Source organism: Gordonia sp. X0973, assembly GCF_013348785.1.
GTDB lineage: Bacteria > Actinomycetota > Actinomycetes > Mycobacteriales > Mycobacteriaceae > Gordonia.
Genome location: NZ_CP054691.1, coordinates 2,023,794 through 2,049,831, shown reverse-complemented (window position 1 = coordinate 2,049,831; position 26,038 = coordinate 2,023,794). Strand labels below are relative to the sequence as shown.

General features: G+C 69.5%; 25 protein-coding genes. 13 read left to right on the top strand and 12 right to left on the bottom strand.

Features of this window, described 5'->3' with window-relative positions:
- Window positions 1-9: 9 nt before the first annotated feature.
- From HUN08_RS10000 to HUN08_RS09985, 4 genes are read right to left on the bottom strand one after another with little or no spacing between them, the layout of a single operon-like run.
- Window positions 10-879, bottom strand: a complete 870-nt coding sequence (locus HUN08_RS10000) for an amino acid ABC transporter permease (protein ID WP_124246561.1) — start codon at window positions 877-879, stop codon at window positions 10-12.
- Window positions 876-1,559 (bottom strand): amino acid ABC transporter permease, encoded by a 684-nt coding sequence (locus HUN08_RS09995; RefSeq protein ID WP_124246560.1) that lies wholly within the window; start codon window positions 1,557-1,559, stop codon window positions 876-878. The genes HUN08_RS10000 and HUN08_RS09995 overlap by 4 nt, the downstream gene beginning before the upstream one ends.
- Entirely contained in the window at window positions 1,556-2,566 is a 1,011-nt protein-coding gene (locus HUN08_RS09990; protein WP_124246559.1) for a transporter substrate-binding domain-containing protein, read from the bottom strand. Before HUN08_RS09990 ends, HUN08_RS09995 begins: the two co-directional genes overlap by 4 nt.
- Entirely contained in the window at window positions 2,566-3,294 is a 729-nt protein-coding gene (locus HUN08_RS09985) for an amino acid ABC transporter ATP-binding protein (RefSeq protein WP_165353448.1), read from the bottom strand. The genes HUN08_RS09990 and HUN08_RS09985 overlap by 1 nt, the downstream gene beginning before the upstream one ends.
- 153 nt (window positions 3,295-3,447) lie before the next feature.
- On the opposite strand from HUN08_RS09985, the gene miaB reads away from it, so the two are divergent.
- From miaB to HUN08_RS09970, 3 genes are read left to right on the top strand one after another with little or no spacing between them, the layout of a single operon-like run.
- The gene (gene miaB / locus HUN08_RS09980) at window positions 3,448-4,998 is read left to right on the top strand and encodes a tRNA (N6-isopentenyl adenosine(37)-C2)-methylthiotransferase MiaB (protein WP_124246650.1); all 1,551 of its coding nucleotides are present in this window, start codon (window positions 3,448-3,450) and stop codon (window positions 4,996-4,998) included.
- A gap of 42 nt (window positions 4,999-5,040) precedes the next feature.
- The gene (locus HUN08_RS09975) at window positions 5,041-5,700 is read left to right on the top strand and encodes a hypothetical protein (RefSeq protein WP_124246557.1); all 660 of its coding nucleotides are present in this window, start codon (window positions 5,041-5,043) and stop codon (window positions 5,698-5,700) included.
- 9 nt (window positions 5,701-5,709) lie between these two features.
- A complete protein-coding gene (locus HUN08_RS09970) occupies window positions 5,710-6,036 on the top strand; it encodes an antibiotic biosynthesis monooxygenase (RefSeq protein WP_124246556.1) in 327 nt (108 codons plus the stop codon).
- 155 nt (window positions 6,037-6,191) lie between these two features.
- On the opposite strand, the gene HUN08_RS09965 is transcribed toward HUN08_RS09970, so the two are convergent.
- Entirely contained in the window at window positions 6,192-7,631 is a 1,440-nt protein-coding gene (locus HUN08_RS09965; RefSeq protein ID WP_124246555.1) for a DUF349 domain-containing protein, read from the bottom strand.
- Window positions 7,632-7,738: 107 nt separating this feature from the next.
- On the opposite strand from HUN08_RS09965, the gene HUN08_RS09960 reads away from it, so the two are divergent.
- The 4 genes from HUN08_RS09960 to hflX are packed head-to-tail and all read left to right on the top strand — an operon-like array spanning window position 7,739 to window position 11,840.
- Window positions 7,739-8,473, top strand: a complete 735-nt coding sequence (locus HUN08_RS09960; protein WP_124246554.1) for a hypothetical protein — start codon at window positions 7,739-7,741, stop codon at window positions 8,471-8,473.
- Window positions 8,470-9,426 carry a tRNA (adenosine(37)-N6)-dimethylallyltransferase MiaA gene (gene miaA / locus HUN08_RS09955; protein ID WP_124246553.1) on the top strand — a complete coding sequence of 319 codons (957 nt, stop codon included), beginning with the start codon at window positions 8,470-8,472 and terminating at the stop codon, window positions 9,424-9,426. Before HUN08_RS09960 ends, miaA begins: the two co-directional genes overlap by 4 nt.
- A gap of 4 nt (window positions 9,427-9,430) precedes the next feature.
- Window positions 9,431-10,324 (top strand): diaminopimelate epimerase, encoded by an 894-nt coding sequence (gene dapF / locus HUN08_RS09950; protein WP_124246552.1) that lies wholly within the window; start codon window positions 9,431-9,433, stop codon window positions 10,322-10,324.
- Window positions 10,325-10,379: 55 nt separating this feature from the next.
- A complete protein-coding gene (hflX, locus tag HUN08_RS09945; RefSeq protein WP_124246551.1) occupies window positions 10,380-11,840 on the top strand; it encodes a GTPase HflX in 1,461 nt (486 codons plus the stop codon).
- A gap of 32 nt (window positions 11,841-11,872) precedes the next feature.
- On the opposite strand, the gene lexA is transcribed toward hflX, so the two are convergent.
- The gene (gene lexA, locus HUN08_RS09940) at window positions 11,873-12,559 is read right to left on the bottom strand and encodes a transcriptional repressor LexA (protein WP_124246550.1); all 687 of its coding nucleotides are present in this window, start codon (window positions 12,557-12,559) and stop codon (window positions 11,873-11,875) included.
- Between the two features lie 148 nt (window positions 12,560-12,707).
- Between lexA and HUN08_RS18365 the strand changes: the two genes are divergently transcribed.
- Entirely contained in the window at window positions 12,708-13,169 is a 462-nt protein-coding gene (locus tag HUN08_RS18365; RefSeq protein WP_301546659.1) for a LysM peptidoglycan-binding domain-containing protein, read from the top strand.
- A gap of 92 nt (window positions 13,170-13,261) precedes the next feature.
- Window positions 13,262-13,711, top strand: coding sequence for a transcriptional regulator NrdR (gene nrdR / locus HUN08_RS09930; RefSeq protein WP_124246549.1), 450 nt, complete (start codon window positions 13,262-13,264; stop codon window positions 13,709-13,711).
- A 24-nt stretch (window positions 13,712-13,735) separates the two neighbouring features.
- Here nrdR and hrpA read toward each other — a convergent pair whose 3' ends face one another.
- On the bottom strand, window positions 13,736-17,473 hold the full coding sequence (gene hrpA / locus HUN08_RS09925; protein ID WP_124246548.1) for an ATP-dependent RNA helicase HrpA: 3,738 nt from the start codon (window positions 17,471-17,473) through the stop codon (window positions 13,736-13,738).
- A gap of 64 nt (window positions 17,474-17,537) precedes the next feature.
- Here hrpA and HUN08_RS09920 point away from each other — a divergent pair, with 64 nt between their 5' ends.
- The gene (locus tag HUN08_RS09920) at window positions 17,538-18,773 is read left to right on the top strand and encodes an aspartate aminotransferase family protein (RefSeq protein WP_124246547.1); all 1,236 of its coding nucleotides are present in this window, start codon (window positions 17,538-17,540) and stop codon (window positions 18,771-18,773) included.
- A 94-nt stretch (window positions 18,774-18,867) separates the two neighbouring features.
- Here HUN08_RS09920 and HUN08_RS09915 read toward each other — a convergent pair whose 3' ends face one another.
- Together HUN08_RS09915 and HUN08_RS09910 are read right to left on the bottom strand one after the other, a co-directional pair.
- Window positions 18,868-19,395, bottom strand: coding sequence for a carboxymuconolactone decarboxylase family protein (locus tag HUN08_RS09915; protein WP_007321413.1), 528 nt, complete (start codon window positions 19,393-19,395; stop codon window positions 18,868-18,870).
- Between the two features lie 5 nt (window positions 19,396-19,400).
- Window positions 19,401-19,988: a peroxiredoxin gene (locus HUN08_RS09910; RefSeq protein WP_124246546.1), complete on the bottom strand. Its 588-nt coding sequence runs from the start codon at window positions 19,986-19,988 to the stop codon at window positions 19,401-19,403.
- Between the two features lie 101 nt (window positions 19,989-20,089).
- On the opposite strand from HUN08_RS09910, the gene HUN08_RS09905 reads away from it, so the two are divergent.
- The gene (locus HUN08_RS09905) at window positions 20,090-21,049 is read left to right on the top strand and encodes a hydrogen peroxide-inducible genes activator (RefSeq protein WP_124246545.1); all 960 of its coding nucleotides are present in this window, start codon (window positions 20,090-20,092) and stop codon (window positions 21,047-21,049) included.
- Here the strand turns inward: HUN08_RS09905 and HUN08_RS09900 are convergent.
- Window positions 21,033-21,494, bottom strand: a complete 462-nt coding sequence (locus tag HUN08_RS09900; protein ID WP_124246544.1) for a nitroreductase family deazaflavin-dependent oxidoreductase — start codon at window positions 21,492-21,494, stop codon at window positions 21,033-21,035. The two genes, HUN08_RS09905 and HUN08_RS09900, sit on opposite strands and share 17 nt — an antisense overlap.
- Window positions 21,495-21,616: 122 nt before the next feature.
- Here HUN08_RS09900 and HUN08_RS09895 point away from each other — a divergent pair, with 122 nt between their 5' ends.
- Window positions 21,617-22,069, top strand: coding sequence for a hypothetical protein (locus tag HUN08_RS09895; RefSeq protein WP_124246543.1), 453 nt, complete (start codon window positions 21,617-21,619; stop codon window positions 22,067-22,069).
- Window positions 22,070-22,090: 21 nt separating this feature from the next.
- Here the strand turns inward: HUN08_RS09895 and HUN08_RS09890 are convergent, their stop codons facing one another.
- Both HUN08_RS09890 and HUN08_RS09885 read right to left on the bottom strand, forming a co-directional pair.
- The gene (locus HUN08_RS09890) at window positions 22,091-24,202 is read right to left on the bottom strand and encodes an RNA helicase (protein WP_124246542.1); all 2,112 of its coding nucleotides are present in this window, start codon (window positions 24,200-24,202) and stop codon (window positions 22,091-22,093) included.
- Window positions 24,203-24,212: 10 nt separating this feature from the next.
- Window positions 24,213-25,211, bottom strand: a complete 999-nt coding sequence (locus HUN08_RS09885; RefSeq protein ID WP_124246541.1) for a PAC2 family protein — start codon at window positions 25,209-25,211, stop codon at window positions 24,213-24,215.
- 27 nt (window positions 25,212-25,238) lie between these two features.
- On the opposite strand from HUN08_RS09885, the gene HUN08_RS09880 reads away from it, so the two are divergent.
- Entirely contained in the window at window positions 25,239-26,030 is a 792-nt protein-coding gene (locus HUN08_RS09880; RefSeq protein WP_124246540.1) for a hypothetical protein, read from the top strand.
- The last annotated feature ends 8 nt before the right edge of the window (window positions 26,031-26,038 follow it).

Genomic DNA, 26,038 nt, shown 5'->3' with positions numbered 1-26,038 from the left:
GTCGCCCGGTCAGGGCAGCAGCGCCTCGTCGGGTTCCACGGCGGCCACCACTCCGCGTTTGCCGCGCCCACTGCGCAAGCGCTTCTCGAGCCATGTGGCGAAGGCCGTCAACGAGAAGTTGATGACGATCATCACCAGGGCCACCACGATGAGCGCGGGCAGGTAGTTGCCGTAGAAGGATGCCGACATGATGCCCGAACGGACCACCTCGACGTATCCGATGATGTAGCCCAGCGCACTGTCCTTCAACGCGATGACCATCTGCGATATCAACGCCGGCAGCATCGCGGTGACGGCCTGGGGGAGCAGGATCACCCGCATCAGCTGCGACTTGCGCAAACCCAGCGCGGTACCCGCCTCGCCCTGACCGCTCGGCAGCGAGTTGATACCCGAGCGCAGGATCTCCGCGATCACGGTGCCGTTGTACAGGGTGAGTCCCGTGACGACGGCGGCGAATGCCAACTGCGACGGCGGGACCAGCCCGTATTGCGCGTAGAGGTAGTAGGTGAACAGGATCAGCAGCAGGACCGGGATGGCCCGGAATCCCTCGGTGAAGATCCCGCAGAACCAGCGCACGCCGCGGTGGTCGGAGAGCCGGCCGACGCCGAGCAGCGCGCCGAGGACCAGGGCGGCGGCAATGGAGATGACCGCCGCTTTCACCGTGCCCCAGAGGCCGGGCAGCAAGTACACGGTCCAGGTGGAGGCCTTGAGGAACGGGCGCCACATGTCGGCGTCGAGCTGGCCGCGGTCGGCCAGGCGGGCGATCACCCACCATGCGACCAGCGCGAGGACGACGACGAAGGCGGCGGCGATGACCGCGTTGCGGATCCGCGCCCGAGGGCCGGGGGCGTCGTAGAGGACGGTGGCTTGTGCGCTCATCGCTTCACCGCGAATCGCTTGGCCAGCCAGCCGAAGACGAGCCCCTCGGCCAGGGTGATGATCATGAAGCCGACGGCGATGATCGCGAAGATCGCGAGTACCAGGTTGGCGTGGTTCTCGATCTGCGTCTTCATCAGCAGGGCGGCCTCACCGACCCCGATGACCGACGCGATCGTCGTGTTCTTCGTCAGCGCGATGAGCACGCTGCCCATCGGGGCGATCACCGACCGCATGGCCTGCGGCAGCACGACGATGCCGAAGACCTGCAGGAATCCGAGTCCCAACGACCGGGCGGCTTCGGCTTGGCCCACCGGGACGGTGTTGAACCCGGAGCGCAACGTCTCGCACACGAAGGTGGCGGTGTACGCGACGAAAGCGAGGACGGCGAGCCAGAAGTTGTTGTTCTTCACGAAGTTCGGCCCGTTCGGCGCCAGCGCGATGCTCAGATTCGTGTACAACCCCAGCGAGCAGAACAACACGATCAACGTGAGCGGGGTGTTGCGGACGATGTTGACGTAACCGGTGGCGAACCACCGCATCACCGGTACCGGCGACACCCGCATCCCGGCGAGCACCACGCCCCACACGAGAGCACCGATGGCGGAGAGCACCGTCAGCTTCAGTGTCGTGGCGAAAGCCGGCCACAGCGCCGGCCCCATCTCCGACCAGAGCGCGTTCATCGGGTCATCCCCGTCGGGCAGGGAGTCGATTTCGAATCCAGAAAGGACAGGTCACCGGGGCTCGGAAAGAGGGTGAACCGCGATCCGGGAGCCGCGGCGCGGGCGATCATCTCGTCGACGCTCGCATCGCCGATCGAGGTCCGCAGCGCGTCCTCCCACACCGAGTGCCGACCCGGGCGCGGCGCCAGCATGGCGCGCAGCGCGTCGTTCACCGCTGCGACCGACTCGGGCTGGCCCTTCGCCATGCCGATGCCGTAGCGCTCGGTGGAGAAGGGGCGCCCGGCGGGGATGAACTCGCCCTTGGGACTGCAGGTGTCGTGCGGATAGGTCATCGAGAGCACCCGCAGGTTGTACTTCGGGAAGAAGTGCGCGTAGCCGGCGAGGATGACCTCGTCGGTGGTCAGCGCGTCGACCTTCGCATTGCGCAGCGCCTCCACGCAGGAGGAGTACGAGTCGTACTCCTGCAGCTGCACGTGCGGTAGCTGGCGTTTGACGTTCTGCGCGGACGTGGAGCCGGTCACCGAGCACAGCTTGCGGTCGGGGCTGTCGAGATCGGTCAGCGTCTTGACGGTGTTGTCCGAACCGCGGACCAGCAGCCCCTGGTAGTTCACCAGGTAGGGTCCGGCGAAGTCGACCTTCGCGCTGCGCGCCGCGTTGATCGAATAGCTGGCCGCGATCATGTCCACCTCCCCGTAGCCGATCAGGGCCTCGCGCTGCGCCGACGGCGTCTCCCGCCACCTGATGCGCGGGTGGGCGACGCCGAGTCGGTCGGCGATGTGGTTGACCACGAACGTCGACACCGACGGGTCGAACCCGACGATGTCGTCACGCGTGGGGTCGCGCAACCCGAGTCCGGGTTGGTCGTATTTCGTGCCGAGGATGACGTGGCCGGATCGGATCGACGCGAGCAGGTTGCGCGGATGACTGCCGCAGGCGGTGAGCAGTGCGGCGCACATCGCGCCCAGCACGGCGACGGCCAACAATCGGCTCGCGGGGCGGAGGCGCATCAGTGGTCCAGGATCTTCGAGAGGAAGTCTTTCGCGCGGTCGGAGGAGGGCGCGGTGAAGAAGTCGTCGGGATCGGCGTCTTCGAGGATGGCGCCGTCGGCCATGAACACGACGCGGTCGGCGGCTTTGCGGGCGAAGCCCATCTCGTGGGTGACGACGACCATTGTCATCCCCTCCTGGGCGAGGGACACCATGACGTCGAGGACCTCGTTGACCATCTCCGGGTCGAGTGCCGACGTCGGCTCGTCGAAGAGCATGACCCGCGGTTGCATCGCCAGCGACCGCGCGATCGCGACGCGCTGCTGCTGCCCGCCGGACAACTGCGCCGGGTACTTGTCGCGCTGCGCCGCGACGCCCACCCGCTCGAGCAGCTCCAGGGCGGTCTTCTCGGCGTCGGCCTTCGACATCTTGCGCACTTTGATCGGGGCGAGCGTGACGTTCTCCAGGATCGTCTTGTGGGCGAAGAGGTTGAACGACTGGAAGACCATCCCGACCTCGGCCCGCAACGTCGCCAACGCGCGTCCCTCATCGGGAAGGAGGGTGCCGTCGAGGTAGATCTCCCCGCTGTCGATCGGCTCCAGGCGGTTGATGGTGCGGCACAGCGTCGACTTGCCCGAACCGGACGGTCCGAGCAGGACGACGACTTGGCCCGCGGGGATGTCCAGGTTGATGTCGCGCAGCACGTGCAGATCGCCGAAATGCTTGTCGACGTCGCGGAGGGAGACCATTGGCGGGGCACTTGCGTTGTTCGCGGCCGCTGTCATAGAGGAACACCCTAGTACCGCCGGGCCGGCATGGCAGTACAAGCCGATTTGTCATCGGCACTATCCTTGGAAGACGTGAGTACCGACAGCCTGCCCGTCGACATCGGGCCCGTCGCCGTGTCCGACGCCGGTGCGGGCCCCGCGTCGCAGACCGCGGGGCCGCGCCGCTACGAGGTGCGCACTTTCGGCTGCCAGATGAACGTGCACGATTCCGAGCGCATCTCCGGGCTGCTGGAGGAGGCGGGCTACGTCGCCGCCGAGGAGGGGGCCGACCCCGACCTCGTCGTCTTCAACACCTGCGCGGTGCGCGAGAACGCCGACAACAAGCTGTACGGCAACCTTTCGCACCTGGCGCCGGTGAAGCGCGGTAAACCCGGAATGCAGATCGCCGTCGGCGGGTGCCTGGCCCAGAAGGACCGGTCGACGGTGCTCGACCGCGCACCCTGGGTCGACGTCGTCTTCGGCACGCACAACATCGGCTCGCTTCCCGCACTGCTCGACCGGGCACGACACAACGAGGCGGCCCAGGTGGAGATCCTGGAGTCGCTGGAGAAGTTCCCGTCGTCGCTGCCCGCCCGTCGTGACTCGGCCTATTCGGGCTGGGTGTCGGTGTCGGTGGGCTGCAACAACACCTGCACGTTCTGCATCGTCCCGTCGCTGCGCGGCAAAGAGGCCGACCGTCGACCCGCCGACATCCTGGCCGAGGTGCAGGCCCTCGTCGACCAGGGCGTCCTGGAGGTGACGCTGCTCGGCCAGAACGTCAACGCCTACGGCACCTCCTTCGCCGATCCGGACCAGCCGCGCGACCGCGGCGCCTTCGCCGACCTGCTGCGGGCGTGCGGGCGGATCGACGGGCTGGAGCGCGTCCGGTTCACCTCGCCGCATCCCGCTGAGTTCACCGACGACGTCATCGAGGCGATGGCGCAGACCCCCAACGTCTGCCCGCAGCTGCACATGCCGCTCCAGTCGGGCTCCGATCGGGTGCTGAAGGCGATGCGCCGCTCCTATCGCCAGTCGAAATATCTCGGCATCCTCGACCGGGTGCGCGCCGCGATGCCGCATGCCGCGATCACCACCGACATCATCGTCGGCTTCCCGGGGGAGACCGAGGAGGACTTCCAGGCCACCCTCGACGTGGTCGAGGCGGCCCGGTTCAGCTCCGCGTTCACCTTCCAGTACTCGCCGCGCCCGGGCACCCCGGCCGCGACGATGGCCGACCAGGTTCCGCCCGAGGTGGTGACCGAGCGCTACCAGCGCCTTATCGCGCTGCAGGAGAAGGTGTGCCTGGCGGAGAACCAGACGCTGATCGGCACCGAGGTGGAATTGCTGGTCACCGCCGACTCGTCGCGCAAGAGCGTCGAGCACGAGCGGTTGACCGGCCGGGCGCGCGACGGCCGGCTGGTCCACTTCAGCCCGACCGGCGCCGGGACCGGGGCCACGATCCGACCCGGCGACGTCGTGACCACGACGATCACCGCGGCCGCACCGCACCACCTGATGGCCGACGCCGGTGTCGCGACCGTCCGCAACACCCGGGCCGGGGATGCGCACGCGGCGAATATCGCGCCGGTCACCGCGCCGACCGGGGTGGGCCTGGGCCTGCCGACGATCGGCGCCCGACCGACCGAGCCGGCGTCGACCGGCTGCTCGTCGGGCAGCTGCAACTGATCAACGGGTCGCAGCTGCGGCCCACCGAGGACAGGACGTGACGTGAGCGACGATCCGAAGGATCCGATCGACGACTTCAAGCAGTTCGAGAGCGATCTGCGCAAGGCGGAGCGGAAGGTCGCCGGCGAGATCGATCCCGGGCTGCGGGCACTCGTCGTCGCGGTCGCCGTGATGGTGGCCGCCGTCTCGCTGGCCCTGCCGCATGTCGCACCGAGCTTCTTCAGCCTGCACGGCGTCAACGGATTCGACGTGCTCAGCTTCGACGCGAAGGCCCAGGCCGCCAAGATCACCATCACCTCGCGCGTCTTCGTCTACCTGGTGCTGATCTTCGGCATCATCGCCTCGGCGCTCGCCCTGATCACCCGCCGCTGGGTGCTGGCGTGGATCGCGCTGTGCGGGTCGATGGTCTCGGTTCCGGCCGGGGTGCTGGCCTGGTGGTCGCGCAATACGCCGGGCCTGAACGCGCTCACCGGCCCGGACGGCAAGCCCTTGCCGCCCCCGGACGGGGTCGCGATCGGGCTGGTCATCGGATTGATCGCCGTGGTCGTGCTGGCCTTCCACTGGGCCCGGGTCGTGTGGTCGCGCAATGCCCACCAGCTGGTGCTCGAGAACCAGCGACGCGAGGCCGCCGCCCGCGAGGAAGAGCGGATGCGACGCCTCACCGACCCGATTCGGCACGAGAGCGCGTCGGAAGACGACTAGGGCCGCTCCATGATCGCGCGGACTCCGCCGCCGCCGTATGTCGCGGTCGTCTTCACCTCGATCCGCACGCAGGAGGACGCCGACGGCTACGCCGCGATGGCCGAGGACATGGACCTGCTCGCCGCGCGGCAGCCCGGCTATCTCGGCGTCGAGTCGGCGCGTGACACCGAAGGATTCGGCATCACCGTGTCGTACTGGTCGGACGAGGGTGCCGCACGGGCCTGGAAAGCCGTCGCGGAACACCTTGGGGCGCAGCGCCTCGGTCGCGACAAATGGTATGCCGCCTATCGCGTCAGGGTCGCGACGGTGACCCGGGAGTACGGCACCGCCGACTGAGCGCAGCTACCCGCCAGTGGCCCTGGGGTGCCCAGTCGGCAAGGTTGGGGTGCCCAGTCGGCGTGGTTGGGGTGCCCAGGTCTCGATACAACCGCTCCTTCGTCGCGGTCACTCGACCCGGCGCTCGGCGGGGTTGGGGTGCTCGCTCGGCGGGGCTAACGGTCGGATACGGCGGTCTTGGCCGCGTCGGCCCACTCCTGCCACTGCTTGGCCTGCTCCCGGAACTTCTTCGCGTCGGAGGTCTTGCCGCGCTCGTCGGCCTTCCTGGCCTGTTCCTCGAGGGCGGCGACCTTCTCGGCGAACTGGGCGGCGCGTGCCGCCACCTCGGGATCCTCGCGTCGCCAGCTCTCGTTCTCGGCGTCGCGGATCTTCCGCTCCAGCGCGCGCATCCGGCCGTCGAGGCGGCCCATCTGATCGCGCGGCACCTTGCCGATCTCGTCCCACCGCTCCTGCAGCAGGCGGTAGGCGCGCCGGGCCGCGGCCAAGTCGGCCTTCGGATCGATGGTCCGCTCGGCTTCGTCGAGCAGCTTGGCCTTGGCCTCGCCGTTCGCCGAGAACTCCTCGTCGCGCTGCGACGCCTCGGCGTTGCGCGCACCGAAGAAGACGTCCTGGGCGGCCTTGAACCGCTGCCAGAGTGCGTCGTCGACCTCGCGCGGCGCCCGCCCGGCCGCCTTCCACTCGGTCATCAGGTCGCGGAAACGCCCGGCCGTCGGACCCCAGTCCGTCGAAGTCGACAGTTCCTCGGCCTGGGCGATGAGCTCCTCTTTGCGGTCCTTGGCCGACGCGCGGTCGCGGTCGAGTTCGGCGAAGTGGGCTCCGCGGCGCCGGTTGAACTTGTCGCGGGCGCGGGCGTACCGCTTCCACAGCGCGTCGTCGGTCTTGCGGTCGATCCCCTTGATGCCACGCCACTCGTCCAGGATCGCCCGGATGCGATCGCCGGCCTCCTTCCACTGCGTGGAATCGGCGGCCAGACCCTCGGCCTCGGCGGCCAGCGCCTCCTTGCGCGCGACGGCGGCCTCCCGGTCCTGTGCCCGTTGCGCCTTCACCTCTTCGGCGACGTCCTCGGCGGTGGCGGCGATGGCACCCAATCGGGCCTGCAGCGCGGCGACATCCCCGATGACGTGGGCGGTCGGCAGTGCGTCGAGCAGGTGCTGGGCGGCGGCCCGCGTCTTGCGCGGATCACCCGAGCGGGCGGCCAAGCGCTCCTCGAGGATCTCCACCTCGGTGGCCAGATCCTCGAATCGCCGCGAGTAGTGGGCCAGACCCTCTTCGGGGCTGCCCGCCTGCCACTGCCCGATCTCGCGTTCCCCGTCGGCCGTCTTGAGCCAGACGACGCCCTTCTCGTCCACCCGGCCGAACTCGTGCGGGTCGCCGGCATGCGTCGGCTGATGGGTGATCGGGGCACTGGTGACGACCGGCTTGACGCCCGGGCGCGGTCCCGGCCTGGGGCGAGGTTTCGGCGCGGCAGACGCCGACGTGGCAGATGCCGGTGCGACTGGTGCGGGCGTGGCGGTCGGCTCCGCGGCGGTCGTCGAGTCGGGTTCTGGAGTCGCCTGCGATCCAGACGTCGTCGTGTCGGATTCGGGAGTCGTCATGGTGGTCCTCACCTTCGTGCCGCGCGTCACGGCTGCCTGGTCTTCCGTTCCGTCCCGAGGACGGGCCGGTGGAGTCTATTCAAGCAGGTCGGCTAGCGTCGTGGGTTGTGTTGATTTCCGCCGTGTTCCTTCCGTGCGCCCCCGCGCTGGTGCCCGAGGTGTCGGGTCCGGGGGCGCATGAGCTCGAACCGGTGCGCGCCGCGGCCCGTGCGGCCGTCCGCCAGCTGGGTGGCGACGCCGCGTCCTGGTGGGCGATCGGACCCGCCGACGGGGATCGGCCGACCGGCCGCGCGACCGGGGTCTCCGGCTCGTTCGGCGGCTTCGGGGTGGACCGCACCGTTCGCCTGAGCGGCGGTGACGGCGACGGGACAGACGGACACGGTCTCGACACGTCGATGCTGCTGGCCGGCTGGGCGCGCGAACTCGCCGCCGACGCGCAGCGCGTCTCCATCGTGCCGACGGTCGTGGCCCGCGACGCCACCCCGTCCGGGTGCGCGGCCGTCGCCGCGAGCCTCACGGACGAGTGGGCGACGGTGGCCGAGCCGGTCGCACTGCTGGTGATCGGCGACGGGGCGATCCACCTGACCGACCGGGCCCCCGGCGGCGGCGTCGAACCCGATGCCGTCGCGCTGCAGGCCGAGATCGACGCGGCGTTGGCCGGTGGCGATCCACGACGACTGCGCGCCCTGGACTGGGACCGGTGCGCCCGGTGGGGAGTCGGCGGCCGGGCGGCGTGGGAGGTCGCGGCGGCGTGCGCGCCCGGCCCGGCGACGGTGCGGCTGGACTACGCGGGCGCACCGCTCGGCGTCGGCTACACCGTGGCGACCTGGCGGTTCGAGTGAGCGGGACCGCTGGCGGCGGTCCGCGGCCGATCGTCGTCGTCGGGCCGACGGCCAGCGGCAAGTCGGATTTGGCGCTGCACCTCGCGCAGCGGTTCGACGGCGAGATCGTCAACGCCGACGCGATGCAGCAATACCGCGGGATGGACATCGGCACCGCCAAACTCGCCCCTGATGAGCGCCGCGGCATCGCCCACCACCAACTCGACGTCCTCGATGTCGACGAGACGGCGACGGTGGCGCGCTATCAGGCCGCCGCGATCGACGACGTCGAGTCGATCCGGGCGCGGGGCCGCACGCCGATCGTCGTCGGCGGGTCGATGATGTACTACCAGGCGCTGGTGGACGAGTGGTCGCTCCCGCCGACGGACCCGACCGTCCGCGCGCGGTTCGAGGAGCAGTTGGCGCGGGTCGGAACCGTCGAGATGCACCGGCGGCTGGGTGCGGTGGATCCCGACGCCGCCGCCACGATCCTCGATTCCGACGGCCGCCGCATCGTGCGGGCGCTGGAGGTGGTGGAACTGACCGGCGAGCCGTTCGCGGCCTCGCAGCCCACGATCGGCGATCCGCGGTGGGACGCGCTGCTGATCGGCGTCGACCGCCCGACCGAACTGCTCGACGAGCGCATCGAGGCGCGGACGGCGGCGATGTTCGCCAACGGATTCGTCGACGAGGTGGCCGGACTCCTCGAACGTGGGCTGCGCGAGGGGCAGACGGCGATCCGGGCGATCGGATACGCGCAGGTCGTCGCCTCGCTGGACGGTGAATACGACGTCGAGCACGCGCGCGAGCTCACCTTCGTCGGCACGCGACGATATGTGCGGCGCCAGCGGTCGTGGTTTCGCCGCGATCCGCGGATCCGCTGGTTCGACGGCGGCGACGAGGCGCTGGCCGACACGGTGTCCGAATACTGCCGTGCGGCCCGGATCGACCAGCCGGGCGGATCGGTAGACTGATCCGGTGACCGCTCTCCCGCACGCCTTCTGGAAAGGCCACGGCACGCAGAACGACTTCATCATCGTCGACGACGCCGCGGCCCTGTTGGCGCTGGAACCGGAGACGGTGGCCGTGCTGTGCGACCGGCAACGGGGTATCGGGGCCGATGGTCTGCTGCGCGTGGCACGGGCCGGCAGCCTCCTCGACGCCGGTGTGCTCACCGCCCTCGGCGAGGGGATCGCCGCCGACGACCTGTTCATGGACTACCGCAATGCGGACGGCTCGGTGGCGCAGATGTGCGGCAACGGCGTCCGGGTGTTCGCCCACTACTGTCGGGTCGCCGGGTTGACCGATGCCGACGAGTTCGTCGTCGGATCGCGGGCCGGTGCGCGTCCGGTCCGCATCCACTCGGTTTCGCCGACGAGCGCTGAGGTCAGCGTCGGGATGGGCCGGGTGCTCCGGGGGGTGACCTCCTCGGCGACGATCGGTGGTAGGACCTTCACCGGGATCGCCGTCGACGTGGGCAATCCCCATCTGGCCTGCGTCGTTCCGGGTTTGTCGCACGGCGAGTTGAGTGCCCTCGACCTGTCCGGTCCGGTCGGATTCGACACCGGTGTGTTCCCCGAGGGGGTCAACGTCGAGCTGTGTACCGAACCGGTGGCCGACGGCGACACCCTCGTCGCATCGATGCGGGTCGTCGAACGCGGCGTGGGGGAGACGCGCAGCTGCGGAACGGGCCTGGTCGCGGCGGGCAGCGCACTACTCGCCTCCCTGGGGCGGGACTCCGGGAAGCTGCGGATCACCGTTCCCGGCGGCCGGGTCGACGTGGGCATCGACGACGGCGGGACGACCAGCACCCTGCGCGGTCCGTCGCGCCTCGTCGCGCGCGGCGAGCTGTTCACGGGCGCCCTCGACTGAGGGTGCAGGTAATCGGCTCGCGCACGACGTCCGCGCGGTGTCATGATGGACGGGTATGACTGAATCAGAACTGTCCCCGGACCCCGCGGTTTCTACTCCGCCCGGCGCGCTTCGCACGGACGATGCGCCGACGACGGGTCAACTCCAACTCGACGATCGGGCGTCGCTGCAGCGCGTCGCCGGCTTGTCCACCGAACTCACCGACGTCACCGAGGTCGAGTACCGGCAGCTGCGCCTGGAACGGGTCGTGCTCGTCGGCGTCTGGACGTCGGGCACCATCGCCCAGGCCAACGCCAACATGGCCGAACTCGCCGCGTTGGCCGAGACCGCCGGGTCGCAGGTGCTGGATGCGCTGATCCAGCGCCGGTCCAGCCCGGACGCGGCCACCTACATCGGGTCGGGCAAGGCGGGTGAGCTGCGCGAGATCGTCGTCGCGACCGGCGCGGACACCGTCATCGCCGACGGCGAGTTGACGCCCGCCCAGCTCAACGCGCTGGAGAAGGTCGTCAAGGTGAAGGTCATCGACCGCACCGCGCTGATCCTCGACATCTTCGCCCAGCACGCGACCAGTCGGGAGGGCAAGGCGCAGGTCAGCCTCGCGCAGATGGAGTACATGCTGCCCCGGCTGCGCGGCTGGGGCGAGTCGATGTCACGGCAGGCCGGTGGTCGGGCGGGCAGCAACGGCGGCGTGGGCCTGCGCGGTCCGGGTGAGACCAAGATCGAGACCGATCGCCGTCGGATCCGGGAGCGGATGGCCAAGCTGCGCCGGGAGATCCGCGCGATGAAGACCGCCCGGACGGTGAAGCGTCTGGACCGGCACCGCAGCGGGGTGCCGACGATCACCGTCGTCGGCTACACCAACGCGGGCAAGTCGAGTCTCGTCAACGCGATGACGGGTTCGGGCGTGCTGGTGCAGGATGCCTTGTTCGCCACCCTGGACCCGACGACGCGCCGCGCACGGCTGGACGACGGCCGCGAGGTGGTGTTCACCGACACCGTCGGTTTCGTCCGGCACCTGCCGACGCAACTGGTGGAGGCGTTCCGGTCGACACTGGAGGAGGTGGCCGACGCCGATCTGCTCGTGCACGTGGTCGACGGCTCGGAAGCCTTCCCGTTGGACCAGGTCAACGCTGTGCGGACCGTGCTGCGCGAGGTATCGGACGAGGCGCGGGACGGCACGCTGCCGCCCGAGTTGCTCGTCGTGAACAAGCTGGACGCGATGGACGACCTCAAACACGCCGAATTGGCCGCGGCGCTGCCGGGCGCATTGTTCGTCTCGGCGCGTACCGGCGCCGGGCTCCCGGAGCTGTTCGACGCCATCCGCGCCGAGATCGGGCGCGGGGACGTCGAGATGTTCGTCGACCTCCCCTTCTCGCGCGGCGATCTCGTCTCGCGGATCCATGCCGACGGCGAGATCCACTCGACCGAGCACCATGCGACGGGCACCAAGATGCGCGTGCGGGTTCCCGCCGCGCTCGCGGGTGAACTCGTCGAGTTCACCCGCGTCGACGCCTGACGGCGCCGCATCGGATCAGAGCAGGGGCCGGATCAGATCCGGCGCATCACGGTCACGACCTTGCCCAGGATGACCGCGCGGTCACCGGGAATCGGGTCGAACAGCGGGTTGTGCGGCATCAGCCACACGTGCGCGCCGTCGCGCTTGAAGGTCTTGACGGTGGCCTCCCCGTCGATCATGGCGGCGACGATGTCGCCGTTGTCGGCGACGTTCTGCTGTCGCACTACCACCCAGTCGCCGTCGCAGATCGCCGCGTCGATCATGGATTCGCCGACCACGCGGAGCAGGAAGTGGTTGCCGTCGCCGACGAGTTCTCGCGGGAGGGGGAAGACGTCTTCGATGGCCTCCTCGGCGAGGATCGGGCCACCCGCGGCGATCTGGCCGAGGACGGGGACATAGGTCGGCGTGGGCATTCCCTCGGCCGCGGCGCCACCGGGCGGCGGCCCCTTCTTGTCCGCCGCGACGTTGACCGCGCGGGGGCGGTGCGGATCGCGCTTGAGCAGGCCTTTGTTCTCCAGGGTCTTCAGCTGGTAGGCCACCGACGAGGTCGACACGAGGCCGACCGCGTCACCGATCTCGCGGATGCTCGGCGGGTATCCGCGCTCGCGGACGGACTTGCGGATCACCTCCAACACGTCGCGCTGACGCTGGGTCAGGGTCGCCTCGATCGCGGCGGGGCTGTCGGTGAGGCCGGACTCCGCCGACTTCTTCTTGGCCATGATGTTTCTCCTCTGCTCGTTGCCACAACGCTAGCGAAGAAAGCCGCGACCTTCAAACATTTGTTCGACGTGTCGCGAGACTTTGTCAGACCCTCGTGGTAAAACTTCGAACAAGAGTTCATCGAACACACGAACGAGGAGAACCGACATGAGCGCACCAGTGATGCACCGCCCGGCAGTCCGCCCGGCTCCGCGCCCGCTCCGTCCCGCCCAGACCCGGCGCCGCCCGGTCGACGGCCGTTCCCACCATCCCCGGCCGGACCGCGGCACCCGGTGCGCTGCGCCGGTGGCCCCGGTCCAGAGCCGGCAGCAGCGGGTGATCGCCCGTCGCCGGGGGAGCGCCGCGGCGATCCTCGTCGGCGCTGCGCTCGCCGGGCTGGTCTGGCTCTTCGCCATCGTCGGCGGCAACTACGAGGCGAGCACTGCTCCCGATCCGGTTGCCACGTCGGTGGTCCACGTGCGCGGAGGCGAGACATTGAACTCGGTCGCCGCGCGCGTCGCCCCGGATATGCCGCGCCAGGCGGTGATCAATCAGCTGCGCGCGTTGAACGGGTTGCCGTCGTCGCAGTTGACGGCCGGCCAGGCGCTCGTGGCCCCGGTCTACCGATAAGCGTGGGCGGCGCCCAGTCGCGCGGCAGCATCGGCTGCCGCAGTGCGTCGGGTAGTCGGAGCACTGCCCGGGCCGTCGGTATTGTTGGGCTCATGCATTGTCCGTTCTGCAAGCATGAGGACACCAAGGTCGTCGATTCCCGTCTCGCCGACGAGGGTCAGGCGATCCGCCGTCGTCGGTCGTGTCCGGAATGCGGACGCCGGTTCACCACGGTGGAGAATGCGGTGTTGGCCGTGGTCAAGCGCAACGGCGTGACCGAGCCGTTCAGCCGCGAGAAGGTGATGCGGGGCGTCCGGCGGGCATGTCAGGGCAGGCAGGTCGACGAGGATGCGCTGGCCCAGTTGGCGCAGCAGGTCGAGGACGCGGTGCGATCCTCGGGTTCGGCCGAGGTGCCGAGCAACGAGGTCGGGCTGGCCATCCTCGGGCCGCTGCGCGATCTCGACGAGGTCGCCTATCTGCGGTTCGCCTCGGTATACCGCTCGTTCGAGTCGCTCGAAGACTTCCAACGGGAGATCGACTCCCTGCAGTCCGACCGCGGCTGACCGATCCACCGCCGGCGAGGCGGCTCAGACGAAGGCGTCGAACGCCTTGATCACCCGTTTCTCCGACACGGTGCCCGCGGTACCGAGTCGCTGGGCGTAGAGCCCGACCCGCAACTCCTCGATCATCCAGTGCGCATACTCGTTGAACGGCTCCCGGCGGGCCTCCGGCAGCTGCGCCAGGCGCAGATTCCACCGCTCCACGACCCGGTCGACGGCCGCGGTCGCATCCCGGTCGCGGGCGGGGTTGGCCGTCACGGCGTCGAGCCGCATGAGCGCGGCGTCGAGGTAGCGCGGCAGCGAGGCCAACCGGTCCACCGGTGTCTCGCCGACGAATCCGTCGAAGACGAGTTGCGCGACCTGATCGGCAACGTCCTGGGCCGCCATCGTCCCGGCGTGGCGATCCATCGCGGCGGATAGCCCGGGCAGTCGGGAGAGGGCGTCGAGGGCGGCGAAGAAGTTGTCCGGGGCCTGCTCGGCGATCGCGGGGGCGAATCGTTCGCGCAGCGCGGCGAAGTCGGCCGGGGTCCGCAAGCCGGCGGTCTCGGCGGGGGTGACGACGCCGCGGATCGCGCAGCGGGTGCAGTCGCGCAGCAACGCCTCCAGCGACGGGTACGGGCTCTGACTCAGTGCTAGTCGAAGCGCGGGGGTCAGGCCAGCGGTGATCTTCTTGCCCAAGGACGGCAGTGCGGCTTCGAGCAGGACCAGGACGGCGGCGTGCAGGGCGGCGGAACGCTGCGCCGGCGACGCGAATTGGGCCGATCCGACGGTCGACGGGTCGACGACCACCAGTCCGGGATAGCGGGTCACCTTCTGGCCCGCGATCTGCCCGGTGATCGATTCGGGGAGATCGCCGAAGGTGTCGGCCGTCCACTCCGAGGCGAGTACGCGGGCGGTCGTTCGCTTCCGGTCGGATCGGTCGGGACGTTGGAGTTGCGCCAGCGACCGGCTCGCCGCGATCGTCGACCCCGATTCGTCGACGACGGCGAAATTCATCCGGAGATGGTCGTCGACGCGGTCGACGTCGAAATCGTCGACGGTGATCGTGGTGCGGGCCATCGCCGAGAGTTCGCGCGCCAGACCGGCGAGCAGCGGTTCGGCGCGCGGGGTGAGGCGGGCCAGCACGGCCCGCGCGAAGTCGGGGGCCGGCGACACCGTCTTGCGCAGCTGTTTGGGCAGCGACCTGATCAGCGCCGTCGTCAGATCCTCGCGCATCCCCGGTACCGACCAGTCGAATCCGGCGGGCCGTACGTGCTTGACGAGGTCGCGCGGAATCTCGACGGTGACCCCGTCTTCGGGATCGCCCGGCGCGAACTTGTAGCGCAGCGTAAGGCGCAGGTCGCCCTGGGCCCACGTCCCCGGGTAGTCGGCGTCGGACACGTCGGTCGCGGCGACGACGTCCTCGGCGCGCAGGTCGAGCAGATCCGGGTGGGTACGGGACTCCTGCTTCCACCACGTGTCGAAATGCTGCGCGGAGACGACCTGCTCGGGAACCCGCTCGTCGTAGAAGGCGTAGAGCTGATCGGCGCTGATGACCAGGTCGCGTCGGCGGGCCCGGTGTTCGACTTCGACGGCGTCGTCGAGCAGTTCCCGGTTCCGCTCGAAGAAGGCGTGTTTGGTGCGCCAATCACCGTCGACGAGGGCGTGCCGCAGGAACATCTCGCGGCACAGCTGCGGGTCGGTCTTGGTGTAGGTGACCTGGCGCGATGCGACCAGCACCACGCCGAAGAGGGTGACGCGCTCATAAGCCATCGTGGCACCGCGTCGCGACGACCAGTGCGGCTCGCTGTACGCGCGCTTGCACAGGTCGCCGGCCAGGCGCTCGGCCCAGGCCGGATCGATCCGGGCGACCGTGCTGGCATAGGTGCGCGACGTCTCGATGATCTCGGCGGCCATGAGGAAGGCCGGGGGCTTGCGCGCCAACGGGGAGGAGGGGAACACCATCAGCGAGGTGTTCCGCGCGCCCAGGTACTCCTTGGAGTCGGGTTTGCGGGCGGCGATGTTGGAGAGCAGGCCCGAGAGGATGGCCTGGTGGATGGCATCGGCGTCCCGCTCTTCGGTGCGGGTGACCGACCAGCCGAGGTCCTTGACCGTCCGCTGCAGCTGCCGGTGCAGGTCGCGCCATTCGCGGATCCGCGTCCAGTGGAGGAATTCGCGTTCACAGTGTCGGCGGAACTGGTTGCCGGACAACTCTTTTCGCTGCTCCTCCAGGTAGTCCCACAGATTGAGCAGCGCGAGGAAGTCCGAGCCGGGCTCGTCGAAACGGCGGTGCGCCTCGTCGGCGGCCTCCCGCTTGTCCGCCGGCCGCAGCCGCACGTCGGGGATCGACAGGGCGGCGGCGACGACGAGGACCTCGGCGAGGCAGCCGAAGTCGCGGGCGGCCACGAGCATCCGCGCCGGACGCGGATCGATGGGCAGCCGGGCGAGCGCGCGTCCCACCGCGGTCAGCTTCGGCGCCCGATCGGTCCGCGTGCCGATGGCACCCAGTTCGCCGAGTTCGGCCAGCCCGTCGGCGATCGCCCGGGGCGACGGCGGGGAGACGAAACCGAACTCGGAGATGTCGCCGAGCCGCAACGAGACCATCGAGAGGATCACCCCGGCCAGGTTCGCGCGCAGGATCTCCGGATCGGTGAACGGTGGTCGGGCGTCGAAATCCGCCTCGTCGTAGAGCCGGATGCAGATACCCGCGGCGACGCGGCCGCAGCGGCCGGCGCGCTGCCGGGCGCTCGCCTGGGAGACCGGTTCGATCGGCAGGCGGGTGACCTTGGTGCGCGGGGAGTACCGCGAGATGCGGGCGGTACCGGTGTCGACGACGTAGCGGATACCCGGGACGGTGAGCGAGGTCTCGGCGACGTTCGTCGCGAGCACGATGCGGCGGCCGTTCGACGGGGTGAACACGCGGCGCTGCTCGGCGATGGAGAGCCGCGCGTAGAGCGGCACGATTTCGGCCCCCGCCGATTCGCGGTGGCCCAGCGCCTTGGCGGTGTCGCGGATGTCGCGCTCGGTGGGCAGGAAGACGAGGATGTCGCCGGTGGCCCCGGACCACAGTTCGGAGATCGCCGAATCGATCTGGGCGGCCGTCTCCGTTTCCGGTTCGGGCGGGCGGTAGCGGATCTCGACGGGGAAGGTGCGGCCGGACACCTCGATGATCGGGACCGCGTCAGACGCCGTCGTGAAATGTCTGGCGAACTTCTCCGGCTCGATCGTGGCCGAGGTGATGATCAGCTTGAGATCGGGGCGACGGGGGAGCAGGCGCGCGAGGTAGCCCAGGATGAAGTCGATGTTGAGGCTGCGCTCATGTGCCTCGTCGATGATCAGCGTGTCATAGGCGCGCAGCATCGGGTCGGTGGCGATCTCGCGCAGCAGGATGCCATCGGTCATCACCTTGACCAGGGTCGTCTCCGAGACGCGGTCGGAGAACCGGACGCAGTAGCCCACCGCGTCGCCGAGTTCGGTGCCGGTCTCGTCGGCGATCCGCTCGGCCACCGAGGTTGCGGCGATGCGACGCGGCTGGGTGTGCCCGATGGTGCCCTCGACGCCGCGGCCGGCGGCCAGGCAGATCTTCGGGAGCTGGGTCGTCTTGCCCGAACCGGTCTCGCCAGCGACGACGATCACCTGGTGCTCGCGCAGGGCGTCGGCGATCTCCGAGCGGCAGGCGCTGACGGGCAATTCGTCGGGGAAGGTGATCACCGGGACGCGGGCGCGCCGGGCCGCTATCAGCTGCGCGTCAGCCTCGGGGGAACGACGCGGAGAGGATGGCGACATGATTCTTCCCAGCCTACGTGCGGCCGGTTGCAGTCACCGAAACGGCGTCCTTCATGATGGATCCATGAGCTATTCGCTGTGGCACGGATTCGCCGACATGGGCGCCGTGGAGAAGTCCGGTCCGTTCATCCTCACCCGCGGTGAGGGCGCCTACGTATTCGACGACCAGGACAACCGGTACATCGACGCCACCGCGGGCCTCTGGTTCACCAATATCGGACACGGCCGCACCGAGGTCGCCGACGCGGTGGCCAAGCAGCTCTCGCGCCTGGCGCACTACTCCGGCTTCGGCGATCACGCCGCGGACGTGTCGGTCGAACTCGCCGAGCGGCTCTCGGCGATGGCCCCGGTGCCGGGCAGCAAGATCTTCTTCACCTCGGGCGGCAGCGACGCGGTCGAAACCGCGGCGAAGCTGGCCCGCCGGTATTGGCACGAGGTCGGACAGCCGGAGAAGACGATCATGGTCGGCCGGTCGAAGGCCTACCACGGCATGCACGTCGCGGGCACGTCGTTGGCCGGCATCCCCGCCAACGGCGAGGGCTACGGCGAGCTGATGCCGGGTGTCGAGACCGTCAACTGGGACGACGCGAAGAGTCTGCTCGGGCTGATCGAGCGCGTGGGGGCCGAGAAGATCGCCGCGTTCTTCTGCGAGCCGATCATCGGCGCGGGCGGCGTCTACCTGCCGCCGGACGGCTACCTCGACGAGGTGCGCGGAATCTGCCGCGACCACGACATCCTCTTCGTCGCCGACGAGGTGGTCACCGGCTTCGGCCGCATCGGCGGCGGCGCCTGGTTCGCCTCGTCGCGGTTCGACCTGGAGCCGGACATGATCACCACGGCCAAGGGGTTGACATCGGGCTACCTGCCGATGGGCGCGGTCTTCATCGCGCCGCGGCTGGCCGATCCATTCTTCGCCGGCGGGGTCTGGTGGCGCCACGGCTACACCTACGGCGGCCACGCCGGCTCCGCGGCCGCCGCACTGGCCAACCTGGACATCCTGGAACGGGAGAACCTGCTCGACCGGGCGAGTGCGCTCGAGGGCGAACTCGCCGCGGCGTTCACGCCGTTGGCGCAGCTCGACGTCGTGTCCGAGGTCCGCACCGGCCTGGGCGCGGTCACCGCGGTCCAATTGGCCGACCCGTCGCTGGCGCCCGCCGCGGTCAAGGAACTGCGCCGCGCCGGTGTGGTCACCCGCGCCGCGGGTCAGGGTGCGCTGCAGGTCTCGCCGTCGTTCGTCATGACCGCCGAGCAGGTCGACGACATGGCCCGACGATTCGGCGGGGCGCTCGAACAGCTCTGAACTCGGCCAGCACGGGTTCGGGCTCGGTCGACGACCCGGAGACCAGAAACGCCCCGGTCCGCGCGATGCGGCCGGGGCGTTTTCCGTGGCGGTCCTAGCTCAGGGCACTCTTGGTGGTGAGTGCCTGGGCGACGCCGGCGACGATCGAGGCGACCTTGAGCGCCTCGAGCACCGCCTCGCGGTCCAGTCCGCCTTCCCGCACGGTCGCCTCGTGGGCGCCCACGCAGTGCTCACAGCCGTTGATCGCCGAGACGGCCAACGACCACAGTTCGAAATCGACCTTGTCGACGCCCGGGTTGCCGATGATGTTCATCCGCAGGCCCGGCCGCAGGTCGTCGTAGCGGCCGTCGAGGAAGCCGCGACCGCGGTAGAAGACGTTGTTCATGCCCATGATCGACGCGGCGCCGAGCGCCGCGTTGTACGCCTCGGCAGACAGGATGTCGGCGGCCTCGTCGCCGATCTCGGCGATCACCGTCGTGTTGCGGGTGGCGGCAGCGGTGGCCAGCAGGGTGCCCCACAGCTGCTGCTCGCCCAGAGCGGTGGTGCGGCTGATGGTGCCGAGGTTGAGCTTGAGATCCTTGGCGTATTCGGGCAGGGCCTCTTTGAGGTTGTCGATGCTCATCGGGCTCAGACGCTCGCGCTCATCAGGTCGCCGGCGGCGATCGTCGGGTCGCCCTTGCGCCAGTTGCACGCGCACAGCTCGTCGGACTGCAGGGCGTCGAGGACGCGCAGCACCTCGTCGACGTTGCGCCCGACCGACCCGGCGGTCACGGAGACGAACTGGATCTCGTTGTTCGGGTCGACGATGAAGGTGGCGCGGTCGGCCACGCCGTCGGCGTTGAGCACGCCGGTGGCCTGCGCCAGCTCACGCTTGATGTCCGACATCATCGGGAACGGCAGGGTCTTGAGGTCCTCGTGCTGTGCGCGCCACTGGAAGTGGACGAACTCGTTGTCCACCGAGGCCCCGAGCACCTGGGCGTCGCGGTCGGCGAACTCGTCGTTGAGCTTGCCGAAGGCGGCGATCTCGGTGGGGCAGACGAAGGTGAAGTCCTTGGGCCAGAAGAAGACGATGCGCCACTTGCCGGCGAAGTCGTCGCTGGAGACCTGGGTGAAGTAGTCGTCGGGCTGCTGGGCGTCGACGGCCGAGAGGTCGCCGCCGATCACCGCGGTCAGGTTGTAGGCGGGGAACTGGTCGCCGATCGTCAAGAGAGCCATCAGAGAATCCTCCGGGTCGTTGGTTAACAGGGGTGTTGCCCTCAATTCTTGCGGAGACGACCTAGAAGTTCTACGTGATGATTAGCACTATATTGATAGGTATGACCGATCAAAGTTATCAGCCGTCGATCGCCGGGTTGCGCGCCTTCGCCACCATTGCCAGAAAACTGCATTTCAGCGCTGCCGCAACGGAATTGGGCATCAGTCAGCCGGCCTTGTCGCAGGCCCTCGCAGCATTGGAGGCCGGCCTCGGCGTGCGGCTGGTGGAGCGGACGACGCGGCGTGTCTTCTTGACGTCCGAGGGCGAGGCCCTCCTGCCGCATGCGACCGCGGTGGTGCGCGCGGTCGACGAGATGCTGCTCGCCGCACGCGGTTCCGAGGACCCGCTGCGCGGCGGGCTCCGACTCGGGCTGATCCCGACGGTGGCACCCTATGTGCTGCCGGCGATCCTGGCCGGAACGGGCGCCGAGCTGCCCGATCTTCGCCTGCAGGTCGTCGAGGACCAGACCGCCCGTCTATTGGCCCAACTGCGCGAGGGCACCCTGGACCTCGCCCTGCTCGCCCTGCCGCTCGACGCACCGGGCATCGCCGAGATCGCCCTGTACGACGAAGACTTCGTCCTCGCACTCCCGGTCGGGCACCGGCTGGCGGGGCGCACAGCCGTGGATCCGGCCGACATGGCAGACCTGCCGCTTCTACTGCTCGACGAAGGGCACTGCCTTCGGGACCAGGCGCTCGAGGTGTGCCAGCTGGCCGGGATCCGCCCCGACCTCGGCCAGACCCGCGCGGCCTCGCTGTCGACCGCGGTCCAATGCGTGGAGGGCGGACTCGGGGTCACCCTGATCCCGACGACCGCCGTCGACGCGGAGACCGCGGGCGGGAGGCTGGCGACGGCGACCTTCGCTGCACCGCGTCCGGGTCGGCGGATCGGATTGGCGTTTCGCGAGTCGGCCGGCCGCGAAGAGGCCTATCGCCGGTTCGGCGACCTGCTGACGACGATGATCCTGGGTGCGACGCCGACCCTCGGCGTCGCACCGGTCGCGGTCAGCCGACCGGGGTGAGGAGGAACAGCGGGATGGTGCGGGAGGTCTTCTTCGCGTAGTCCGCGTACGGCGGGTAGGCGGCCACCGCCCGCTCCCACCACTGGGCGCGCTGCGCATCGTCGGTGATCGGTCGCGCCCGGTATTCGCCGACGGTCGCGCCGTCGCGGACCGTGATCGTGGGGTTGGCCGCCGTGTCGACGATGTTGTTGAACCATTGGGGGTTGCTCGGCGCGCCGCCCTTCGAGGCGACGGCGAGGTAGTCCCCGTCGTGTTCGACGCGCATCAGCGGGACTTTGCGGATCTTGCCGGTCTTCGCGCCGCGCATCGTCAAGATGACGACGGGCATGTCGGTGTCGCGCAGCGTCGTGCCTGCGGTGCCGCCCGACCCCTCGTACTGTTCGACCTGCTCGCGGACCCAAGCGGCGGGGCTGGGTGCGTACTCCTGGGGTGTCGTATCGCTCATGTGTGGCGTCAACCACACCGCGCGGGCATCTATTCCCGCCTGGTATTTGGCTGGGAATCGGCGGACCGCTCGGATCGGGACCAGACCGATTGCCTACAGTGGTGTGTCGTACGCCACCGAATGTGAGGACGAGAATGCACCACCTGGGTAGAGCAGCACTGGCCACCGTCACCGCGGCCGCAGCGGCGGCAGCCGTCGTCGGAGCGGGAAGCGCGGACGCGGCACCGAAGTACACCGCGACTTTCCCGGTCCCGATCTCGGGCCGGAGCACCACCGGTGTCGAATGGCAGGGCTTCCTCCTCAACCGCGCCCAGACCGCGAAGTTCCACAACGAAGGCTGGTGGACCCGCTTCTCCTGGTGGGACCCGGCCGCCTACAACACCGAGATGGTCAAGGCCTTCAAGCCGGGTCGCGGTGCCGGATGCATCGTCCTGGTCACGCTGACCCGCAACGGCAAGGGCGCGATGACGCTCGCCGACGGACCGAACTACATCCGCACCGAGGATTTCGCCACCCGTAAGCCCGACGCCCCCAACGCGCTGTACTGGAGCACCAAGAACTTCCAGTGCGTGTGAGTACCGCGGTCTAAGCCGGCGTCAGTCGTCGGTCGCGGCGAGTTCGGACCATTCGTCGAGCAGGCTGGAATCGGTGTCGCGGATCATCGCGCCTAGGTTCTCGGTGACCTCCGCGATGCCCGGGTGGTCGAGCAGCGCTTGGGGTAGACCGCTGCGCAGCGACCGATACGCGTCGGACAGATAGCGCAGCACGACGCCCTCGCTGCGGGCCAGGCCGTGTTTGGCGATCAACTCGTTGAAGGTCATATCCGCCTCGAGCATCTCCCGCAGCACCGATTTCGGCGACGGGGGAGTCGACGCCACCCAGGGGTGCCCGCGGCGGTAGACGCCGAAGGCGTGCTCGATCTCCTCGCGCAGCGGTTGCGGCCAGGTGATCTCCTCCAGGCGCGCCATCCGCTCCTCGTATTCCATTCCCGAGGCCTTGAACTCGGCCATCGCCGTGTCGCGCGCGGCCTTGCGCTGGGCCATGAGGACCGGGCGAGGGTCGTCGAGGGTGGCTTCGATGACCGAGACGACGTCGTGCACGTAGTTCGACGACTCCGCGTCGAGCAGCTCGAACGCCGCCAGGGCGAATGCCGACAGCGGGTTGGTGAGCGCGAAGTTCGCCGGCACGTCGACGGCCAGCGCGATGCCCTTGCCCGTCGCGTCCGGGTGCGGGAGACGGGTGACGATCCCGGTGTCGAGCAGATCGCGGTACAGCGCGATGGTGTGCCCGATGAGGGCGAGTTGCCGCGCCCGCGGCTCGTGGTTGTCCTCCAGCAGGTGGCGCAGCGCGGCGAAGCAGTCGCCCGGGCGGGCGAGGACCTCCATCAACATCGCCGTGGTCATCCGCATGTGTGAGCGCAGGGGTTCGTCGGGGGCGGTGGTCAGCGCCTCGAAGGTCTTCTCACCCCACGAGACGAAGCCCTCCGGGGGCTTGCGCCGCACGACCTTGCGCAGCTTCTTCGGGTCGTCGCCGGCCTTGGCGACCAACCGGGCGTTCTCCACGTCGTGCTCGGGTGCCTGCGCGACCACGTAGCCGACGGTGTCGAATCCAGCGCGTCCCGCCCGCCCGGCGATCTGGTGGAATTCGCGCGCCCGCAACCGGCGCACCCGCCGGCCGTCGTATTTGCTCAGCGAGGCGAACAACACCGTCCGGATGGGGACGTTGATGCCGACGCCGAGTGTGTCGGTGCCGGCGACGACCTGCAGCAGGCCCTGCTGGGCGAGTCGCTCGACGAGGCGCCGGTAGCGGGGCAGCATCCCGGCGTGGTGGACGCCGATGCCCGAGCGCAGGAGTTTGGAGAGCGTCTTGCCGAACCCGGTGCCGAAGTGGAAGTCGCCGATCGCCTCGGCGATCGCCTCCTTCCGGGCCTTGTCGGCGATCTTGGCGCTCAACAGCGCCTGGGCCCGCTCGACCGCGGCCGCCTGGGTGAAGTGGACGACGTAGACCGGTGCGCGACCGTCGGCGACCAGGGTCTCGATGGTCTCGTGGATCGGGGTGAGGGTGTAGGAGAACTCGAGGGGGACCGGTCGTATCGCATCGGTGACCGCCGCGACGTCGCGCCCGGTGCGGCGGTGCAGATCCTCGACGAAGACCTCCACCGCGCCGAGCGTCGCCGACATCAACAGGAACTGCGTGTGCGGGAGTTCGACCAGCGGGACCTGCCAGGCCCAGCCCCGGTCCGGGTCGCCGTAATAGTGGAATTCGTCGGCCACCAGCAGACCGATGTCGGAGCCGGGGCCGTCGCGCAGGGCGATGTTGGCGACGACCTCGGCGGTGGCGCAGACGATCGGCGCACCCGGGTTGACGGTCGCGTCCCCCGTCGCCAGCCCTACCTGGTCGGCCCCGAATACCTCGCAGAGGGCGAAGAACTTCTCGCTGACCAGGGCCTTGATCGGCGCCGTGTAGACGGCGCGCTCGCCGCGGGCGCGGGCGAAGGCGATCGCACCGGTGGCGACGAGGGATTTGCCCGACCCGGTCGGGGTGGCCAGGATGACGTGGCTCCCGGACGCGGCCTCGAGCAGCGCCTCCTCCTGGTGGGGGTAGGGCGTCAATCCGCCGCGCGCCGCCCAGGCGGAGAACTCGTCGAAGGCCGCAGAAGGATCGGCGCTGACCCGCAGTGCGGAGTCAGCGCCGATCGCGTTGCTCAACGGTTCCCGTTCACGATGCGTCGGGGTGCGGTGTCCCGCCCTCGTCGTCGCGTCCGTCCTGGTCCAGGCGCGCCTGCTCGGCGAGGTAGCGCTGGAACTCGTCGCCGATCTCGTCGGCGCTGGGCAGCGGCTCGTCGGCGGCCAACAGGGAGGCCTGCTGCTCGGCGGCCTCGGTGTAGGCGTCGTACTGGGACTCCAGCGCGGACACCACCGAGGCGACCTCGCCGTTGTTGGACAGCTCGTCGTCGATCTGGACCCGCAAGGTGTCCGCGGCGCTGTCGAGGGCCTTCGTCGGCAGGTCGAGGCCGGTCAGCGAGCCGAGGGTGCTCAGCAGGCGCGACGCGGCCGCCGGGTAGGTCGACTGGGCCAGGTAGTGCGGCACGTGGACCGAGATGCCCGACGTGCGGTAGCCGGCCTCGCCCAACCGCAGTTCCAGCAGCATCGACGCGCTGCCGGGCAGTTTCATGGGCGATCCCCAGCGCGGCAGGTCGCCGAGGAACTCGACGTCGCTGCCGTGCGCGGTGACCGTCGCGGGGCGGGTGTGCGGAACGGCCATCGGGATGGCGTTGAGGCCGACGACGTCGCTCACGCCGAACTCGTCCGACAGACCGCGGACCGCTTCGGTGAAGCGCTCCCAGCGCAGGTCGGGTTCCGAGCCGGAGAGCAGCAGGAACGGCTCACCGGCGTTGTCCCGGACGGCGTGGACGGTCAGCGTCGGCATCTCGACACCGGTGAAGGCCTGGCCGGAGAAATCCATCACCGGACGGCGCGACCGGTAGTCGATCAGCTCGTCGGTGTGAAAGGTGGCGACCAGTTCGGAGTCGAGGCTCTCGCGCAGGTGGCGGGCGGCCAGGGCGACGGCGTTGCCCGCGTCGGCGAATCCGTCGAGTGCGTGCACCAGCACGGGCCCCGCGCCGGTGCTCTTGGCGACCTGGGGCGCGGGGAACTCCAGCTCGTACAACGAGCTGTGCTCGGCGGGGTTGCCGGGCTCATCGGGCCGGAAGTCCATTCATCCTCCTTCTGAGGGATACATCGATTGTCCCAGACCTCGCTGGGAACTCGCTATGCGGAACAACGCGATTCGGGCCACTGGCATTCCCCGACGCGGCCTGGCACAGTGACAGATGTGAAAGGTGTGATCTGTGTGACGGGAGAAAAGACCCGCGGATTGCTGTCGGCGGCCATCGTGGTGGCGGCGGTCGCGAGTTGCTCGGTAGACGGAACGCCTCACGATTCGCCCATCGCCCGGACGGTGGATCCGTCGGCGTTTCCCGCCGATTCGGGCTCCGAACCGATCGTCGTCCCGGGTAAGCAGTTGTCGTTCATCCTCCCTGACGTCTCCGGATACCCGGACGGGGCGGTCTTCGAGCCGGCCAACTGCGAGCTTCAGCAGATTCCGCTGTCGCCGCAACGAACCTCGGCGCAGACGGGATACGGCCCAGACACCAAACCGGGATCCCCGATGACCGCCTACACGACGGTGATCACACAGACCGCTGCTTCCCTCGATGACCTTGCCGCCACCGTGCGCCGGTGCGGTCGATACCGGCACGACTCGGGTGAGAAGTCGTCGACCATCGAGGTGGCGCAGCGCACCCTGACGAACCTCCCGACGGTTGCCGGTGCGGAGACCCTCGGATACTCCAGGACAGATGGGTACGGCGGGCCCGAGTGGGCGGCGGCGACGACCACCCTGTTGATCGCGCAGCGTGGCAGCATTCGTGTGTACGCGGCGCAACGCGTCGCCCAGCACGGCGAACCGGTGGTCGAGCCGGACGAAGCACTGGTCAAGCTGTTTCACGCAGTCGCCGACACCGCGCTGCACTGACCCTCGGG

Bases quoted from the DNA above. Each gene is read 5' to 3' on its own strand.
- HUN08_RS10000 (WP_124246561.1), bottom strand. From the start codon at position 879: ATGAGCGCACAAGCCACCGTCCTCTACGACGCCCCCGGCCCTCGGGCG.
- HUN08_RS09995 (WP_124246560.1), bottom strand. From the start codon at position 1,559: ATGAACGCGCTCTGGTCGGAGATGGGGCCGGCGCTGTGGCCGGCTTTC.
- HUN08_RS09990 (WP_124246559.1), bottom strand. From the start codon at position 2,566: ATGCGCCTCCGCCCCGCGAGCCGATTGTTGGCCGTCGCCGTGCTGGGC.
- HUN08_RS09985 (WP_165353448.1), bottom strand. From the start codon at position 3,294: ATGGTCTCCCTCCGCGACGTCGACAAGCATTTCGGCGATCTGCACGTG.
- HUN08_RS09970 (WP_124246556.1), top strand. From the start codon at position 5,710: ATGATCGCGCGGACTCCGCCGCCGCCGTATGTCGCGGTCGTCTTCACC.
- HUN08_RS09965 (WP_124246555.1), bottom strand. From the start codon at position 7,631: ATGACGACTCCCGAATCCGACACGACGACGTCTGGATCGCAGGCGACT.
- hflX (WP_124246551.1), top strand. From the start codon at position 10,380: ATGACTGAATCAGAACTGTCCCCGGACCCCGCGGTTTCTACTCCGCCC.
- lexA (WP_124246550.1), bottom strand. From the start codon at position 12,559: ATGGCCAAGAAGAAGTCGGCGGAGTCCGGCCTCACCGACAGCCCCGCC.
- HUN08_RS18365 (WP_301546659.1), top strand. From the start codon at position 12,708: ATGAGCGCACCAGTGATGCACCGCCCGGCAGTCCGCCCGGCTCCGCGC.
- nrdR (WP_124246549.1), top strand. From the start codon at position 13,262: ATGCATTGTCCGTTCTGCAAGCATGAGGACACCAAGGTCGTCGATTCC.
- hrpA (WP_124246548.1), bottom strand. From the start codon at position 17,473: ATGTCGCCATCCTCTCCGCGTCGTTCCCCCGAGGCTGACGCGCAGCTG.
- HUN08_RS09920 (WP_124246547.1), top strand. From the start codon at position 17,538: ATGAGCTATTCGCTGTGGCACGGATTCGCCGACATGGGCGCCGTGGAG.
- HUN08_RS09915 (WP_007321413.1), bottom strand. From the start codon at position 19,395: ATGAGCATCGACAACCTCAAAGAGGCCCTGCCCGAATACGCCAAGGAT.
- HUN08_RS09910 (WP_124246546.1), bottom strand. From the start codon at position 19,988: ATGGCTCTCTTGACGATCGGCGACCAGTTCCCCGCCTACAACCTGACC.
- HUN08_RS09905 (WP_124246545.1), top strand. From the start codon at position 20,090: ATGACCGATCAAAGTTATCAGCCGTCGATCGCCGGGTTGCGCGCCTTC.
- HUN08_RS09900 (WP_124246544.1), bottom strand. From the start codon at position 21,494: ATGAGCGATACGACACCCCAGGAGTACGCACCCAGCCCCGCCGCTTGG.
- HUN08_RS09885 (WP_124246541.1), bottom strand. From the start codon at position 25,211: ATGGACTTCCGGCCCGATGAGCCCGGCAACCCCGCCGAGCACAGCTCG.